General features: G+C 73.1%; 12 protein-coding genes. 3 read left to right on the top strand and 9 right to left on the bottom strand.

What is annotated here, in order from left to right; translation table 11 throughout:
- The first annotated feature begins 5 nt into the window (after window positions 1–5).
- Both rph and rdgB read left to right on the top strand, forming a co-directional pair.
- Entirely contained in the window at window positions 6–737 is a 732-nt protein-coding gene (gene rph / locus ACQPYA_RS06490; protein ID WP_433531732.1) for a ribonuclease PH, read from the top strand.
- 54 nt (window positions 738–791) lie between these two features.
- Window positions 792–1409, top strand: a complete 618-nt coding sequence (gene rdgB / locus ACQPYA_RS06495; RefSeq protein ID WP_433531733.1) for an RdgB/HAM1 family non-canonical purine NTP pyrophosphatase — start codon at window positions 792–794, stop codon at window positions 1407–1409.
- A 99-nt stretch (window positions 1410–1508) separates the two neighbouring features.
- Here rdgB and hutH read toward each other — a convergent pair whose 3' ends face one another.
- Genes hutH through ACQPYA_RS06525 form a run of 6 tightly spaced genes read right to left on the bottom strand, consistent with a single transcriptional unit; the run spans window position 1509 to window position 9350 of the window.
- The gene (hutH, locus tag ACQPYA_RS06500) at window positions 1509–3044 is read right to left on the bottom strand and encodes a histidine ammonia-lyase (RefSeq protein ID WP_433531734.1); all 1536 of its coding nucleotides are present in this window, start codon (window positions 3042–3044) and stop codon (window positions 1509–1511) included.
- A complete protein-coding gene (gene hutI / locus ACQPYA_RS06505) occupies window positions 3041–4252 on the bottom strand; it encodes an imidazolonepropionase (protein WP_433531735.1) in 1212 nt (403 codons plus the stop codon). The genes hutH and hutI overlap by 4 nt, the downstream gene beginning before the upstream one ends.
- Window positions 4249–5610 carry a formimidoylglutamate deiminase gene (locus ACQPYA_RS06510; RefSeq protein ID WP_433531736.1) on the bottom strand — a complete coding sequence of 454 codons (1362 nt, stop codon included), beginning with the start codon at window positions 5608–5610 and terminating at the stop codon, window positions 4249–4251. Before ACQPYA_RS06510 ends, hutI begins: the two co-directional genes overlap by 4 nt.
- Window positions 5607–6824: an allantoate amidohydrolase gene (locus tag ACQPYA_RS06515; RefSeq protein ID WP_433531737.1), complete on the bottom strand. Its 1218-nt coding sequence runs from the start codon at window positions 6822–6824 to the stop codon at window positions 5607–5609. The genes ACQPYA_RS06510 and ACQPYA_RS06515 overlap by 4 nt, the downstream gene beginning before the upstream one ends.
- Window positions 6825–6835: 11 nt before the next feature.
- Complete coding sequence (locus ACQPYA_RS06520; RefSeq protein ID WP_433531738.1) at window positions 6836–8488, bottom strand: urocanate hydratase; 1653 nt, start codon at window positions 8486–8488, stop codon at window positions 6836–6838.
- Window positions 8489–8501: 13 nt separating this feature from the next.
- Complete coding sequence (locus ACQPYA_RS06525) at window positions 8502–9350, bottom strand: MurR/RpiR family transcriptional regulator (protein WP_433531739.1); 849 nt, start codon at window positions 9348–9350, stop codon at window positions 8502–8504.
- Between the two features lie 173 nt (window positions 9351–9523).
- On the opposite strand from ACQPYA_RS06525, the gene ACQPYA_RS06530 reads away from it, so the two are divergent.
- Window positions 9524–11383: a trypsin-like peptidase domain-containing protein gene (locus ACQPYA_RS06530; protein WP_433531740.1), complete on the top strand. Its 1860-nt coding sequence runs from the start codon at window positions 9524–9526 to the stop codon at window positions 11381–11383.
- A gap of 42 nt (window positions 11384–11425) precedes the next feature.
- Here the strand turns inward: ACQPYA_RS06530 and ACQPYA_RS06535 are convergent, their stop codons facing one another.
- From ACQPYA_RS06535 to ACQPYA_RS06545, 3 genes are all read right to left on the bottom strand, one after another.
- Window positions 11426–12571 carry a glycosyltransferase family 4 protein gene (locus ACQPYA_RS06535; protein ID WP_433531741.1) on the bottom strand — a complete coding sequence of 382 codons (1146 nt, stop codon included), beginning with the start codon at window positions 12569–12571 and terminating at the stop codon, window positions 11426–11428.
- An 82-nt stretch (window positions 12572–12653) separates the two neighbouring features.
- Window positions 12654–14765, bottom strand: a complete 2112-nt coding sequence (locus ACQPYA_RS06540) for an acyltransferase family protein (protein ID WP_433531742.1) — start codon at window positions 14763–14765, stop codon at window positions 12654–12656.
- A 72-nt stretch (window positions 14766–14837) separates the two neighbouring features.
- Entirely contained in the window at window positions 14838–16190 is a 1353-nt protein-coding gene (locus tag ACQPYA_RS06545) for an O-antigen ligase family protein (RefSeq protein WP_433531743.1), read from the bottom strand.

A 16190-nucleotide genomic window follows, 5' to 3' on the forward strand; every position in this document is an offset into this window, starting at 1 on the left:
AGGTCATGGCGCGACCTGACGGGCGGCGACCCGACCAACTTCGACCGGTGACCCTGACCCGGGGCTGGAGTTCCCATCCGGAGGGCTCGGTGCTGGTGGAGTTCGGCGCGACCCGGGTGCTCTGCACCGCGAGCGTCACCGAGGGAGTGCCCCGCTGGCGGCGAGGCTCGGGGCTGGGCTGGGTCACCGCCGAGTACGCGATGCTGCCACGGGCCACCAACACCCGCTCCGACCGGGAGAGCGTCCGGGGCAAGATCGGTGGGCGTACCCACGAGATCTCCCGGCTGATCGGCCGGAGCCTGCGCGCCGCCATCGACCTCAAGGCGCTCGGCGAGAACTCGATCGTGCTCGACTGCGACGTCCTGCAGGCCGACGGCGGCACCCGGACGGCGGCGATCACCGGCGCGTACGTGGCCCTGTACGACGCGGTGACCTGGCTCGCCGGGCGCAGGGCCCTGACCGGTACGCCGGAGAAGGTGATGCACCGGTCGGTGGCCGCGATCAGTGTCGGCGTGATCGACGGCGAGCCGCGCCTGGACCTGTGCTACACCGAGGACGTGGCCGCCGAGGTCGACATGAACGTGGTCTGCACCGGCACCGGAGACTTCGTCGAGGTGCAGGGCACCGGAGAGGCCGGCGTGTTCGCCCGCGAGCAGTTGGACGCTTTGCTCGACCTGGCCGTCGTCGGTTGTCTGGACCTGGCCGATGCCCAGCGGAAGGCGCTTTCCTCCCTGTGAAGCGCGAGGAGTGAGCTTGCGAGCCCCGCAGTCGCGAACGAAAGGCGGTCCTGCATGAACAAGGTCCTGCTCGCCACCCGGAACCGGAAGAAGCTCATCGAGCTGCAACGCATCCTGGACGGCGCGCTCGGCGCGCACCGGATCGCCCTGATCGGGCTGGACGACGTCGAGGCGTACCCGGAGCTGCCGGAGACCGGGCTCACCTTCGGTGAGAACGCGCTGATCAAGGCGCGGGAGGGCTGCCGGCGCACCGGCCTGCCGACGATCGCCGACGACTCCGGGCTGGCCGTCGACGCGCTCAACGGGATGCCGGGCGTGTTCAGCGCCCGGTGGGCCGGCCGGCACGGCGACGACCACGCCAACCTCCAGCTGGTGCTGGACCAGGTCGCCGACGTGCCGGACGAGCACCGGGCCGCCTCCTTCGTCTGCACGGTCGCGCTGGTGCTGCCCGGCGGCAAGGAGCACCTGGTGGACGGCCGGCAGGCGGGCCGGCTGCTGCGGGCCCCGCGCGGTGACGGCGGCTTCGGCTACGACCCGATCTTCCTCGGCGACGGCCAGGACCGCACCAACGCCGAGCTGACCCCGGCGGAGAAGGACGCGATCAGCCACCGTGGCAAGGCCCTCCGCGAACTGGCGGCCCTGGCCGCCAAGGTGCTCCCCACCGCACCCTGACCCACCCCGAGATCTTGGTGCGGATCGGCTCCGGGAAGGGCGCCGACGCACCAGGGTCTGCTAGCCCAGCGCAGCGGACCGACCAGGCCGGTCGCCCCGTCAGGTGAGGGGGCCGATTTCGGCCTCGATGGCGGTGCGCAGCCCGGGGCCGGAGACCACGGCCCGGGCGGCCTCCATCAGGGGAGCGAGGAAAACGTCGGGGCCGGGCTCGCCGGCGATGCCGCCGAGGGCCGCGATCGCCGCTCGTCCGGCCGGCGACGGGTTCAGCGGTGCGCGTAGCTGGAGCCCGCGTACGGCGGCCAGCAACTCGACGGCGAGCAGGCTGGTCAGGTTGTCCAGGACGGTGCGCAGCTTCTTTGCCGCCGCCCAGCCCATCGAGACGTGGTCCTCCTGCATGCCGCTGGTGGGCAGCGAGTCCACCGAGGCGGGCGCGGCCAGCCGGCGGTTCTCCGCGACGATGCCGGCCGCCGTGTACTGGGCGATCATCAGCCCGGAGTTGACTCCCGCGTCCGGGGAGAGGAAGGCCGGCAGGTCCCGGGAGCGGGTCACGTCGAGCAGCCGGTCCACCCGGCGCTCGGCGATCGCGCCCACCTCGGCGGCGGCGATGGCCAGGAAGTCGGCGGCGAAGCCCAGCGGCGCGCCGTGGAAGTTCCCGGTCGACTCGACCCGGCCGTCGGGCAGCACCACCGGGTTGTCCACCACCGACACCAGTTCCCGGCCGGCCACCGTGCGGACGAAGTCCAGGGTGTCCCGGGCCGCGCCGGCCACCTGCGGCGCGCAGCGCATCGAGTAGGCGTCCTGCACCGCGTGGGCCAGATCGTCGCGGTGCGAGTCCATCACCGTCGAATCCTGCAACAGCCGGTGGATGTTCGCCGCCGAGACGCCCTGACCGGGGTGCGGGCGGATGGCGTGCAGCTCCGGCAGGAACGGCCGCTCCGAGCCGAGCATCGCCTCGATCGCCAGCGCGGCGGTCACGTCGGCCATGGTGAACAGGTGCGCCGCGTCGTGGATCGCCAGCAGCAGCATGCCGAGCATGCCGTCGGTGCCGTTGATCAGCGCCAGCCCCTCCTTGGCGGCCAACTCGACCGGGGCCAGGCCGGCCCGGCGCAGCGCGTCGGCGGCGGGCGCCCGCTCGCCGTTCGCGCCGAGCACCCAGCCCTCGCCGAGCAGCACCAGCGCGCAGTGCGCCAGCGGTGCCAGGTCGCCGGAGGCCCCCAGCGACCCGTGCTCCGGCACCCACGGGGTGACGTCGTGGTTGAGCAGGTCCACCAGCGCCTCGGCGACCAGCGGGCGTACCCCGGAGCGGCCCAGGGCCAGCGAGCGGACCCGCAACAGCATCATCGCCCGCACCACCTCCCGCGGCATCGGCGCGCCCACCCCGGCGGCGTGCGAGCGGATCAGCGCGTGCTGCAATTCGGCCCGCCGCTCGGGGGCGACGAAGGTGTTGGCGAGGGCGCCGAAACCGGTCGAGACGCCGTAGACGGGACGGCCGGCGGCCTCGATACCGTCCACGATGGACCGGCTGGTCGCCATCGCGTCGACGGTCGCCGGGTCGAGGACGACCTTGGTGGCGCCGCGCGCCACGGCGAGGACGTCGGCCGGGGAGACCCCGGTGGGCTGGATGGTCACGGTCATCGCGCTACTCCGTTGTGCAGGACCTGGCGGATCAGGGGCACCCCGGGCCGGTAGGCCAGGTGCAGGTGGGACGGGGCGTCGAGGATGATCAGGTCGGCGCGGGCGCCGGGTCGCAGCACCCCGATGTCGTCGCGGCGCAGCGCCCGCGCGCCACCGGCGGTCGCGGCCCAGACCGCCTCCGCCGGGGTCATCCGCATCTCGCGTACGGCCAGCGCGATGCAGAACGGCATCGACGAGGTGTACGACGAGCCGGGGTTGCAGTCGGTGGCCAGCGCCACGGTGACCCCCGCGTCGAGCAACCGACGGGCGTCGGGATAGGGCGAACGGGTGGAGAAATCGGCGCCGGGCAGCAGGGTGGCGACGGTCGCGGTGTGGCCGCCCTCGGCGCACATGCAGTCGACCCGGGTCGAGGCGAGCGCGTCGACGTCGGCGTCGGTCAGGTGGGTGCAGTGGTCCACGCTGGCCGCGCCCAGCTCCACCCCGAGCTGCACGCCCGGTCCGGGACCGAGCTGGTTGGCGTGCACCCGCACGCCCAGGCCGACGGCCTGCCCGCAGGCCAGGATCGCCCGGGCGTGGTCGGCGTCGAAGGCGCCCCGCTCGCAGAAGACGTCGACCCAGCGGGCGTACGGCGCGGCGGCGGCGAGCATCGGGCCGCAGACCAGCCCCACGTACTCGTCGGGTCGGTCGGCGTACTCGGCCGGAACCACGTGCGCGCCGAGAAAAGTGGTCTCGTCGGTGACCTCGGCGGCGATCCGCAGCGAGCGGGCCTCGTCGGCGACGGTGAGGCCGTACCCACTCTTGATCTCGATCGTGGTGCTGCCCTGCCGCAACGCCTCGCCGTGCAGCCGGCGCACGGTGGCCCGCAGCTCGCTGTCGGCGGCGGCGCGGGTGGCACCGACCGTGGTCCGGATGCCCCCACCGGTGTACGGCTGACCGGCCATCCGGGCGGCGAACTCGGCGGCCCGGTCCCCGGCGAAGACCAGGTGCGCGTGACTGTCCACGAACCCGGGCAGCACCGCCGCCCCGCCCGCGTCGATCCGCCGGTCGGCCGGGGGCGCGTCGGCGGCCGGGCCGACCCAGGCCACCTCGCCCTCCTCGATCAGCACGGCGGCCCGGCGCCGGATGCCCAGCGGCCCGCCCGCGCCCGAGCTGGCCACGTTGGTCACCAGCTCCCCGATGTCGTCCACCAACAGGCTGCGTCCCGTCATCGGGAGGTCACCTCCGCGATGGACGTGGCGAGCTCCTGCGGCACGTCGACGGTCAGGTGGCGGCCGTCGCGGACCAGCACCCGGCCGTCGACCACGACCTGGACGACGTCGGCCGCGCTCGCCGCGAACCACACGCCCGCCGGTGCCACCCCGGCGGTGCGTACGCTGTCCAGCCGCACCGTGACCAGGTCGGCCCGGTCACCGACGGCGATCCGGCCGGCGTCGGTCCAGCCCAGCGCGGCGTGCCCGGCGGCGCTCGCCGCGGTCAGCAGCTCCGCCGGGGCGAAGTGGCCGCGCCGGCGGGTCCGCAGCCGCTCGTCCAGCTCCACCGCACGGGCCTCCTCGAACGGATCGATCACCGCCTGGCTGTCGCTGCCCAGGCTGAGCGGGATGCCGGCCTCGGCCATCCGGCCGGCCGGACCGATCCCGTCGGCGAGGTCCCGCTCGGTGGTCGGGCAGAGGCAGACCCCGGTCCGGCTCTCCCCGAGCAGGCTCACGTCGCCGCTGGTCGGGTGGGTGGCGTGCACCGCCGTGGTGGCGGGGCCGAGCGCGCCGTGGTCGGCGAGCAGCCCGGTCGGGGTACGGCCGTGCACCGCCCGGCAGGCGTCGTTCTCGGCGGGCTGCTCGGAGAGGTGCACGTGCAGCGGCGCGTCGCGGCGCTGCGCCCAGCCGGCCACCGTGGCGAGCTGCTCGGCCGGCACCGCGCGGACGGAGTGGATGGCCGCACCGAGGCGGGCGTGCTCGCCGTCCGGGGTGAACGCGCCGACCCGCTCCGCCCAGCGCAGCGCGTCACCGTCGCCGAAGCGCTGCTGCGGCCCGGCCAGCGGCTGACCGTCCACCGTGGCGGTCAGGTAGCAGGTGTCCAGCAGGGTGAGCCGGATCCCGGCGTGCGCCGCCGCCTCGACCAGCGCGGCGCTCATCGCGTTCGGGTCGGCGTACGGGGCGCCGCCCGGTCCGTGGTGCAGGTAGTGGAACTCGCCCACGCAGGTGATCCCGGCCAGCGCCATCTCGGCGTACACCGCGCGGGCCAGCGCCAGGTAGGTGTCCGGATCCAGCCGGGTGGTGACCGCGTACATCTGGTCGCGCCAGCTCCAGAAGTCGCCGCGTCCGCCCTGGGTGCGCCCGCGCAGCGCCCGGTGGAAGGCGTGCGAGTGGGCGTTGGCCAGCCCCGGCAGGGTGAGACCGGGTAGCCGGACGGCGTCGACCAGCACCTCGACCCCGGCGTCCGGCCGGCCGCCCGGAGTCAGCGGCGTGACCCCGGTGATCCGGCCGTTGACCGTCTCGATCAGCACGTCCGGGGTCGGTTCGGCCTGCTCGGGCAGCCAGGCGTGCTCGGCGAGCCAGCGGGTCGAGGTCATGTCGTCAGTTCCTCCAGCACCCGGGCCAGGGCGGTCACCCCGGCGGCACAGTCGGCGTCGGTGGCCGACTCGGCGGGGGAGTGCGACACCCCGGTCGGGTTGCGGACGAAGAGCATCGCCGTGGGTACCTGCCCGGCCAGCACCCCCGCGTCGTGCCCCGCCCCGGTGGGCAGCACCGGCGCGTCCAGCAGCCCGGCCAGCCGGTCGGCCAGCCCGCCGTCGAACGCCACCAGCGGCGTCGCCGACTCCTCGGTCAGGGTGACCGCGGTGCCGTCGCGCCGGGCCCGCTCGGCGACCTTGGCCCGTACCGCCTCGACCAGCCCGGTGAGGGTCTCCGGCTCGGCGGCCCGAGCGTCCAGCCAGCCGGTCACCCGGGACGGGATGGCATTGGTCGCGTTCGGCTCCACCGCCACCCGGCCCACGGTGGCGTGCGCGTCGCGCAGCCGGGCCTCCTTGTTCGCCGCGAGCACCGTGAACGCGTACGTCAACATGGGGTCGCGGCGGTCGGCCATCCGGGTCGTACCGGCGTGGTTTCCCTCGCCGGTGAAGTCGAAGCGCCAGCGGCCGTGCGGCCAGATCGCGCTGGCCACCGCGACCGGCGTGGCCTGGTCGACCAGCGCGCGGCCCTGCTCGACGTGCAGCTCCACGAAGGCGGCCAGCCGGCCGGTCAGCGCCGGGTCCGCGCCCGCCGGCCGGTCGCCCAGCGCCTCGGCGAAGCTCACCCCGGCCGCGTCCCGCAGCCGGCCCGCCCGGCCGGCGTCGATCTGCCCGGTGAGCAGCCGCGAGCCCAGGCACGGTACGCCGAACCGGGCGCCCTCCTCCTCGACGAACGCGCCGACCACGAGGGGCCGGGTCGGGTTGACACCGGCCGCACGCAACTCGTCGACGGCGAGCCAGGCGCTGACGATGCCGAGCGGCCCGTCGTACGCCCCGCCGTGCGGGACGGAGTCGAAGTGGCTGCCGGTGAGCACCGCGTCGCCGGCGGCCGGGTCGCCCCACCAGGCGAAGAGGTTGCCGTTGCCGTCCTCGGTGACCGGCATGGCCCGCCGTTGCGCCTGCTCGCGGAACCAGGCGCGCAGCCACAGCTCGGGTTCGGTGAACGCGTAGCGCAGGTAGCCGCCGCTGCGATCGTCGCGGCCGATCGGCGCGATCTCGTCCCACAGCTCGCGGAACCTGTTAAGAAGGGGCCCTTCCTCTACCGTATGCGTTAACAAGGGGCCCTTCCTTACTCCGACATTGGGATGCGGACGTCGGTGTGGGGGGTGGGGTATCCGGCGTCGACGTGCCGGATCACGCCCATCGCCGGGTCGTTGGTGAGCACCCGCTCGATCTTCTGCCCGGCCAGCGCGGTGCCGTCGGCCACACAGACCTGGCCGGCGTGGATGGAGCGGCCGATGCCGACGCCGCCGCCGTGGTGGATGGAGACCCAGGAGGCCCCGCTGGCGGTGTTGACCAGCGCGTTGAGCAGCGGCCAGTCGGCGATCGCGTCGGAGCCGTCGGCCATCGCCTCGGTCTCGCGGTACGGGCTGGCCACGCTGCCGCAGTCCAGGTGGTCCCGGCCGATCACCACCGGGGCGCTCAGCTCACCGGCGGCGACCATCTCGTTGAACCGCACGCCCGCCTTGTCCCGCTCGCCGTAGCCGAGCCAGCAGATCCGCGCCGGCAGGCCCTGGAAGGCGACCCGCTCGCCGGCCATCCGGATCCACCGGGCCAGGGGCTCGTTCTCCGGGAACAGCTCCAGGATCGCCCGGTCGGTGGCGGCGATGTCGGCCGGGTCGCCGGAGAGCGCCGCCCACCGGAACGGCCCCTTGCCCTCGCAGAACAGCGGCCGGATGTACGCCGGCACGAAGCCGGGGAAGTCGAAGGCCCGCTCGTACCCGCCGAGCCGGGCCTCGCCGCGGAGCGAGTTGCCGTAGTCGAAGACCTCCGCACCGGCGTCGAGGAAACCGACCATCGCCTCGACGTGTTTCGCCATGGAGGCCCGGGCCCGGTCGGTGAACTCGGCCGGCTTGGCCGCCGCGTAGTCCCGGGCCTCGGCCAGCTCCACCCCCTCCGGCAGGTACGACAGCGGGTCGTGCGCGCTGGTCTGGTCGGTGACGATGTCGACGGCGACGCCCCGGCGCAGCAGCTCCGGGAAGACGGTGGCGGCGTTGCCGACCACGCCGACGCTCAACGCCCGGCGGTCCCGCTTCGCGGCGAGGACCCGTGCGACCGCGTCGTCCAGGTCGTCGGCGATCTCGTCGAGGTAGCGGTCGTGCGCCCGGCGCTCCAGCCGGCTGCGGTCCACGTCCACGATCAGGCAGACGCCGCCGTTCATGGTGACCGCCAGGGGCTGTGCCCCGCCCATCCCGCCACACCCGCCGGTCAGCGTCAGTGTCCCGGCCAGGGTGCCGTTGAAGCGTTTCGCCGCCACCGCGGCGAAGGTCTCGTAGGTGCCCTGGAGGATGCCCTGGGTGCCGATGTAGATCCACGAGCCGGCGGTCATCTGCCCGTACATGGTCAGGCCGAGCTGCTCCAGGCGGCGGAACTCCGGCCAGGTCGCCCAGTCGCCGACCAGGTTCGAGTTGGCCAGCAGCACCCGGGGCGCCCACTCGTGGGTCCGCATCACGCCGACCGGGCGGCCCGACTGCACCAGCATGGTCTCGTCGTCCCGCAGGTCGGTGAGCGTACGCACCAGGGCGTGGTAGGAGGGCCAGTCCCGGGCCGCCTTCCCGGTGCCGCCGTAGACGACCAGGTCGTCGGGGCGCTCGGCCACCTCGGGGTCGAGGTTGTTCATCAGCATCCGCAGGGCGGCCTCCTGCGGCCAGCCCCGGGCGGTGCGCTCCGGGCCACGGGCGGCCCGGACCGGCCCGGCACCTGCTTGGGTGGATCGTGTCATGGCGGGAACCCTCCTAACCGAGGAACAACTGTCGACGGGCGGCGGAGGCTTCGAACGCCTCCAGCCGCCGCTGGGTCTCGGCCGGGGCGGCGTCGCAGATCGCCTGGAGCAGCACCATGGCCAGGGTCATCGGGGCGGTGTGCAGGTCGAAGACGAGCTGCGCGCCGACCGCGGCGGGCAGCACCACGTCGGCGTGCTCGGTCGCCGGGCTGACCGGCGAGTCGGTGATCGCGACCACGCTCAGCCCGGCGTCGCGGGCCTCGCGCAGCGTGTCCAGGGTCTCCCGGGGATAGCGGGGCAGCACGAACGCCAGCAGCGCCCGGGCACCGGCCTCGACTGCCTGCTCCAACCGGTCGGTGAGCAGGCTGCCCCCGTCGTCGAGCACCCGGACGTCCGGGTGCACCTTGGCGGCGAAGTAGGCGAAGTAGGCGGCCAGCGGCGCGGCGGCGCGCAGGCCGAGCACCGGCAGGGGACGGCTGGCGGCCAGCAGCCGCCCGGTGGCGGCGATCCGCTCCCGGTCGGCGAGCTGGCCGGCGAGCCGGTCCAGGTTGCCGATCTCGGCGCGTACCGCCTGCTGGAGTTCGTTGCCGGCGGTGGCCGGGCTCGGCGCGGCGGCGGTCAGTTCGCGCAGCCGGCGGCGGAGCGCCGGGTAGCCGTCGTGGCCCAGCGCCACCGCGAACCGGGTGACCGACGGCTGGCTGACCCCGGCCAGCTCGGCGACCTCGGCGGCGGAGAGATAGCCGACGGCGCCGGCGTGCTGCACCAGACAGTGCGCGATGCGCCGCTGCGTCGGGGTGAGCCGGACCCCGTCGAAGAGGCCGACGACCCGCTCGGTCGACGCGATGGCAGCCCCGTCATTCACTCTGTGAGTCTATGCATAAAAACTTTCATCGGGCAAGCGCTTCCGTCTCTCGCCAGTGGAACCGATCTGAGCTGCGGGTCCGATCCCGGCCCCGGACAGAGCGGCGACCGGTGGGCAGGACGAGGTGCGGTGACTCGATAGGATCCGCACGGCGGTCGAGCAGAGGAGTTGCCATGCAGCCGGACGGCCCCTACCGGTACACGCACCTGCTGGGCGGGTCACCGGTCGGCAAAGCGTGGGCGGCCGTCGACGGGCAGGGCCGTTTCGTCACGGTGGCCGTGCTGGACGCCACGGTGGCCGCCGCTTCGGGCTGGCGCGAGGCGTTCGCCGGCATCGCCGACAGCCTCGCCCAGACGGGCGGCATGCCCTTCACCTACGCGGACTTCTCGGCCGCCGCGCCATGGGTGGCGTATCCCGCGGAGGCGGGACGCGGCGCGGAGAAGCTCTTCCAGGCCCTCGGTGTGGAGTACACGCCGGTTCCAACCGCCGCGCCGCCGGTCTCCGGGCCACCCCAGCCCGTGTCTGGGCCACCCCAGCCGGTCTCCGGGCCACCCCAGCCGGTGTCCGGAGCGCCTCAGCCCGTGTCGGGCGCTTCGGTGTCGGGCGCCCCCGCTTCGGGCGCGCCCGTGTCGGCGGCTCCGGCCTCCCCCGCCGCCTGGCCCGGACCCGACGGGACCGATCAGGCGATGGCGCCGACCGGCGCGACGTACGGGCCTGCGCCGTCCGACCCGTTCGGGGCGCCGGGCCGCAGGATCAAGCCCTCGTCGCCGCCGAAACGGCAGACCGGGCTCTGGGTCGCCGTCGCCGCGCTGCTCCTGGTGGCTGCCGTCGGTGGTGGAGCGGGCGTATGGGCCATCTCGGCGAGCGGGCCGGAGCCGCCGCCGACGGCCGTCACCCCGACCGCCACCCCGCCCCCACCCGGGCTCAAGCCCTGGGCAGAGGCCCCGCCGCGCAGCCCGGAGGAGCGTGCGCTCGCCACCGTCGCGCCGTCGATGGTCTTCCTGGAGGCCGTCCTCACCGGCTTTGTCCGCAACAAGAAGGACGACGCCCTGCTCCACCCCGAACCGTTCACCTTCAGCCGCCGCTGCACGGGCGTGGTGGTCAATCACGACGGACACGTGCTCACCAACGCCCAGTGCGTGCAGCCCACTTCGGACATCATGCTCGAGCACGCGCTCGACGCCCTTGCCAGGACGCTCGTGGCGGACGACAAGTTGACGGCCGAACAGGTCAGCGGGTACGTCCGGGCCCGGCTGCCGACGACCGTCTTCACCGGCCCGGAGGCCGGTACGGAGCCGGGGGCCACCCTGCACGGGCAACTGAACGTGGCAGAGGGCGACCTCACCAACAGCCCCGCGATCTCCGGTGCCGTCGTGCGGGCCCTCCCGCTCGCCGAGGGCAATCTGGCGCTGGTCAAGCTCGACCAGGCGGACCTTCCCGTTGCCGAGCTGAACGCCTCCGCCACGATCGCCGGCGGGACCGAGCTGCGCGTTCTCGGGTACAGCACCACCGACACGGACTACCGCTCCGCCACCTACACCGTCCTGTCCAGGCCGGTGCAGGTGACCGAAGTGGACATCGAGTCGTCGACCTACCGGATCAGCGAGGATGTCGGGGCCTATTCCCGGGGCGGGATCGCGGTCGACCCGCAGGGCCGGGTGGTCGGCATGCTTGACAACGACCTGCTGCAACCCGGCCGACCGAACCGCCTCGTGGTGCCGGTGTCCCGGATGACCGGACTGCTCGGCGCTGGCGGCGTCGAGAACGGCCTCGGCGAACCGGACCGGCTTTACCGCAGCGCTCTTGACGCATACTTCGCCGGTGACGAGGCGAAGGCCGCCCCGCGGTTCGCGGAGGTCACGGAGCGGTCGCCGATGAACGCGTTGGCCCAGGTTTACCGTGAGGCGGCCGTCGCCGCCGGGGGCGACGAACCGTCCCGGCCCGGCTGGGCGGTGCCGCTGCTCGTCGGCGCCGGGGTCGCGCTCGCGGGCGGGCTCGGCGTGTTGGCCCTGTTACGGCGACGTACGAACTAGCGGTGGGCCGGCCGGGCGTGCCGCTCGGCCGGCTCAGCGCGGTCAGGTCTTCGGGGCCTGCCGCCTCATGGCGATCTCGCACACGTCGAGCACGCTGCGCACGGCGCTGTCCCAGGTGAGTGAGGAGCGGTGGTGTGCCACTGCTCCCCGGCTCAGACCGGCGTAGCGGTCCGGGCAGGCGAGCAGGTCGGCGATTTCGTCGGCGTACTGCGCGGCCGGGGCGTCGAGCGGTAGGAGCACCCCGCTGTGGCCGTGCCGCACGACATCCGGTACGCCGTCCACGGCGCTGCCCAGTGACGGGAGGGCATACGCCGCGGCCTCGGCGAAGACGATGCCGAAGGGCTCATTCCGGGTGGGCAGAAGGAAGAGATCGGCGGCGGCGTAGAGGCTTTCCAGTTTCGCCTTGTCCTGGCCGCTGTCCTTGTTCAGGAACCCGTGGTAGGTGACGTGGTCGCGCCGCCACGAACTGTCCGGCGGCTGGACGCCCACCACGTCGAGGAGGACCGGGATTCCCCGGCGACGCAGCTCGTCCGTGATGAGCACGCACCGGTCGATGCCCTTCCGTTCCCACCTCACTCCCACGGTCAGCAGCCGGGGCGGATCACCCATCCGGGACTTCGGTTCCGCCTCCACACCGACCAGGTTCGCGCCGAACCCGATGCGATGGACCCGGGACGGATCGAGGTGGTACCGCGAGATGGCGTCCTCGTACGCGACGGTCGAGGACATGACGACCGCGGCCATCTGGCGTAACGACTCACCCTCGACCGGCTCGACCCGTCGCCGGGTCCGGCCGGAAAGATGCTGCCAGTGCGGCGCCTTCTCCACCCGTTGGGCATAGGTCGCGTCGGTCCAGATCACCGCCGGCACGTCACCGTCCTCGACACCCAGCGTGTGCCAGCCGAGCAGCATAAGGACGTCGGCGTTCGCCCGCTGCGCCTGTGCCTGTACCTCTCGGGTCATGCGACGGACGAGCCACGGTTCCACCTCCCAGTTCACCTTGACGCGCGCCCGTTTCGACGCCGCCGCCACGACCTTCCCGAAGCGTACGAGCAGCGGCGACGGCTCGTCGAGCACCACGTACCCGGCATCGAGGTCGCGCATCGTCCGGATGACATTGGCCGGGATTCCCGACCAGGTGAGGATGTCGTCGACGCGCCCCTCGGCCGTGCACACGGCGATTCTCATGGCGGGGATTCTGCCGCAGGCGCTCCCCGGACGCGGCGACGACCCGGCCCGGGGCCGCCTGGGTACAAAGTGGATCGCCCGGTTAGTCCGGCGGCCTGCGGAGAATCGGTGCCAGGGCCTCGCCGAGCAGCGGGGTGAGTTTGCGCGCGTACTCGGCAGTGATGTGGTTCCCGTCGCGCCGGACGATGACGCCGCCAACGAAGATCGGGCAGCGCCCGGCGTCGCAGAACCACTCCGTGGTGGCGACGTGCCGCGAGCGGTTCCCGTTCCACACGCGCCGGTCGGCCTCCGCGTACGACCGGTACTCGTCGGAGAGCGTGGAGACGCAGTCGCGCGGGGTGGAGAGCCGGGTGATGCACGCCTTCGGGTCCAGACCCTGCGGCGGTGGTTGCAGGGCGACGATCCTCCCCGCTGCCGCGAGCCACTCGTCCCTGGCCGTAACGGCGGCCTGCTCCCACTCGCGCTGGGACGGATACCCGCCGTTGCTGGTGAACCGTTGGTGGTAGGCATTGCTCACGATCACCAGATCCGGCCTACGGTTGGTGACCAATGCTCGCACCGTCTGCCGGTGCCCGGGACAGGCCCGGGTGATGCTCTCGATGGGGGAGACCGTGCCCGAGGCGAGGAAAGGGCAGCCGGCATAGGTCAGGTCCTGGACCACCCACCCCGCCGGCTCCAGGGCACCCCGCACCAGCGGCAGCCAGGCGGCCCCGATGGAGTCTCCGACAACAACAGCCAACCTGCGGGGACGCGGCGTCGTAACGGCACAGTCGTTGCCGTCCGGGTTCGCCGGCCGGCACCCCTTGCCGTCTCCACGGGTGAAACCCAGGCTGTCCAGCTCGCCGAGGGGAGGTGTCAACACCGGCCAGTCGGCGGCATCCAGCGCGGCACGGATCTGCGTCGCCAACTCGGTCTGCGAGGTGACCGGTGCCGGTTGCCACGAAACCTCCGGAGACGGCGTGCGGATCGTCACCGTGGCGACCGCGGCCACCGTGGCGGCCATCGCCGCCAGGCCGGCGTACCGCCGGGCCCGCGCCGGACCGGTCCGCTGGCGTGGCGTCCCCGGTGGCCGGCGTGCCAACCACGACGACCGGCGGATCGGGTCCTCCACCAGGTGATACGAGAAGATCGAGAGCAGGGCCGTGGCACCGAGGGCGAGCATCGGTGTGGCGTACCCGCCGCCGGGCAGCGCGGCGCCGATCAGGATGAGCAGCGGGAAGTGCCAGAGGTAGAGGGAGTAGGAGATGTCACCGACGTACCGGACGACCCGGTTGGTCAGGGGGAACATCAGCCGCTGTCCGCCCACGCCCCCGGCGATGACCAGCGCCGTCGAGATCACCGGCAGCAGCGCGCCCGGAACCGGGAACGGAGTCTGCGCGGTGACGGTGAGCACCGAGACGACCAGCCCGACCAGCCCCAGCCACTGGTATGCCGGACGCACCGGTGCCGGTATGCGGGCCAACAGTGGCGCCGCCACGGCCAGCAGCGCGCCGACGCCCAGTTCCCAGGCGCGGGAGAAGGTCGAGAAGTATGCGACGGCCGGGCGGTGGCCGACCTCCCAGAGGGCGAACACGATCGAGCCGAGGACGATGATTCCCAGGATCGATCCCACCGCCCACCGCGATCGGTTCCCGTACCGACCCCGTCGGGCGGCGAGGCCCAGCAGCACCACGAGCAGCACCGGCCAGACCAGGTAGAACTGCTCCTCCACCGCCAGCGACCAGTAGTGCCGCAGCGGCGAGACCGGTCCGTCGGTCCGCCAGTAGTCGGTGCCGACGGACGCGAAGCGCCAGTTGGCCGCGAAGAGCCCGGCCCAGAGCGTGTCCCAGGCCGTCGACCGCACCCGTTCGCCGAGGAACAGCAGTGACGACGCGAGGTACGTGCCCACCAGGACCAGCATCGCCAGGGGCAGGATCCGCCGGGCCCGACGACGGTAGAAATCCGCGAAGGAGATGCGTCCGGTCCGGTCGTGTTCGTTGAGCAGCAGGCCCGTGATCAGGAAGCCGGAGATGACGAAGAAGACATCGACCCCGACGAACCCGCCGACCGGCCAGCGGAGGACGTGTTCGAGGATCACCACCACGACCGCGAAGGCACGTAGCCCCTGGATGTCCGGGCGGAAGCCCAGGCCGGCGGCGACGGGCTGCCGAGGGACGGCACGATGAACCGGCGCCGCGAGGGAGCCTGACGACATCGGGTCCTTCCTCACACCAGCGGATCTGCGGCCGTCCCGGACCGCGGCCCGGTACGTCGGGTGTGCTGCTGCTCAGTCTCGCGCATCGGCCGTGGTCCGACCGACGCCGTGCCCGCCGGACAGACGGAGAAACCGGGCCAGCGGTCCCGGTTGGTCGCCGGTCTCCACCGACTCACCACCCGGAACGGGATCCGTCGATCCTAACGTGGACGTGGTCAGCACCATCAGGACAAAGATCCAGGTCAGTCCGTCAACGGAGAGCGGGTTCCAGACCACCTCGGTGAACGAGTAGACGACGAAGAGCGCCGCCGGAGCCTTGGCGGAGAAGGCCCGGCCGTCGACGACCGGCGCGCGCAGCAGGGTGGCCAGCAGGAGGGTCCACAGGGTCAGCGCGACGAAGCCACCGGAGAAGATGGCCAGGACGTAGCCGGAGTGGAAGAAGTGGTACGGCGCCTCGCCGATGTCCCGGAGTTGGTACCACTTGGAGACGCCGACACCGGTGCCCTCCGCGCCGGCGATGTATTCCCGGACGTGGATCCAGATGTTGCCGCGGTTGCTCAGGGTGGTCTTGGACGCGCTCCAGGTCAGGTAGGTGGCCGTCGCCGAGGCCCCGACCGCCAGCGCCACGCAGAGGGCGAGGTTGATCTGCGGGTGCGCCCGCCTCCGCTCAAGCAGCAGGGCACCGAGCACCCACACGCCCACTGCGGCGAGGGCCAGGTAGCTGGTCCGGGATCCGGTCGCGACGATGATCAGCAGGCAGAACGCCGTCGCCGCCCACCGTTGCGCGCGGCGCAGCGCGCAAACGGCGGCGACCAGGGTGAACGAGGCGATCAGGGCGATGTAGTTCTCGGAGTTGTAGAAGCTCTTGAACAGTGCCCCGGCCAACGAGCACTTTTCCAACTGCCCGGCGGTGCAGTCCCGCCACGCCTGTCCGTAGAAGGCGGTCGGGGCCGTCAGCACCGACAGGACGGCCAGCCCGGTGTAGGCCATCGCGCCGAGGCTTACCCTGGCGCCGGCCCCCATCAGCCACGTCGCGAGCAACAGCAGCCCGGCGGCGGCGTACGCCGGCATTCTCGACCCGTACACGCCGTCGCCGGTGAGGACGTCCACGCCGAGGCACCAGACGAGCATGGCCGCGGCCAGTCCCAGGCAGATTCGCCGCCAGAGGCCGGATGGTCCCCGCAGCCGCTTCCGCCCGGCGACGGCCAGCCAGGCGACCAGTGCGAGCACGAGCAGGCCGATGAGCGCCGACGAGTGGTCACCGGCGATCACGGGCGCGGCGTTCGCGAGCACCGCGAACCCGACGAACGCGATGGCGGTGCCACTGCTGCCGAAGCTGGCCGCGACGGCTCGCCGGGCGTGGATCAGCCAGCCGGCCACCGCGAGGCCACCCGCGCTCAGCAGGACACCGAAGAGTGTGGTCAC

The organism is Micromonospora sp. CA-263727 (assembly GCF_050942455.1).
In the GTDB taxonomy this organism is placed as follows: Bacteria; Actinomycetota; Actinomycetes; order Mycobacteriales; family Micromonosporaceae; genus Micromonospora.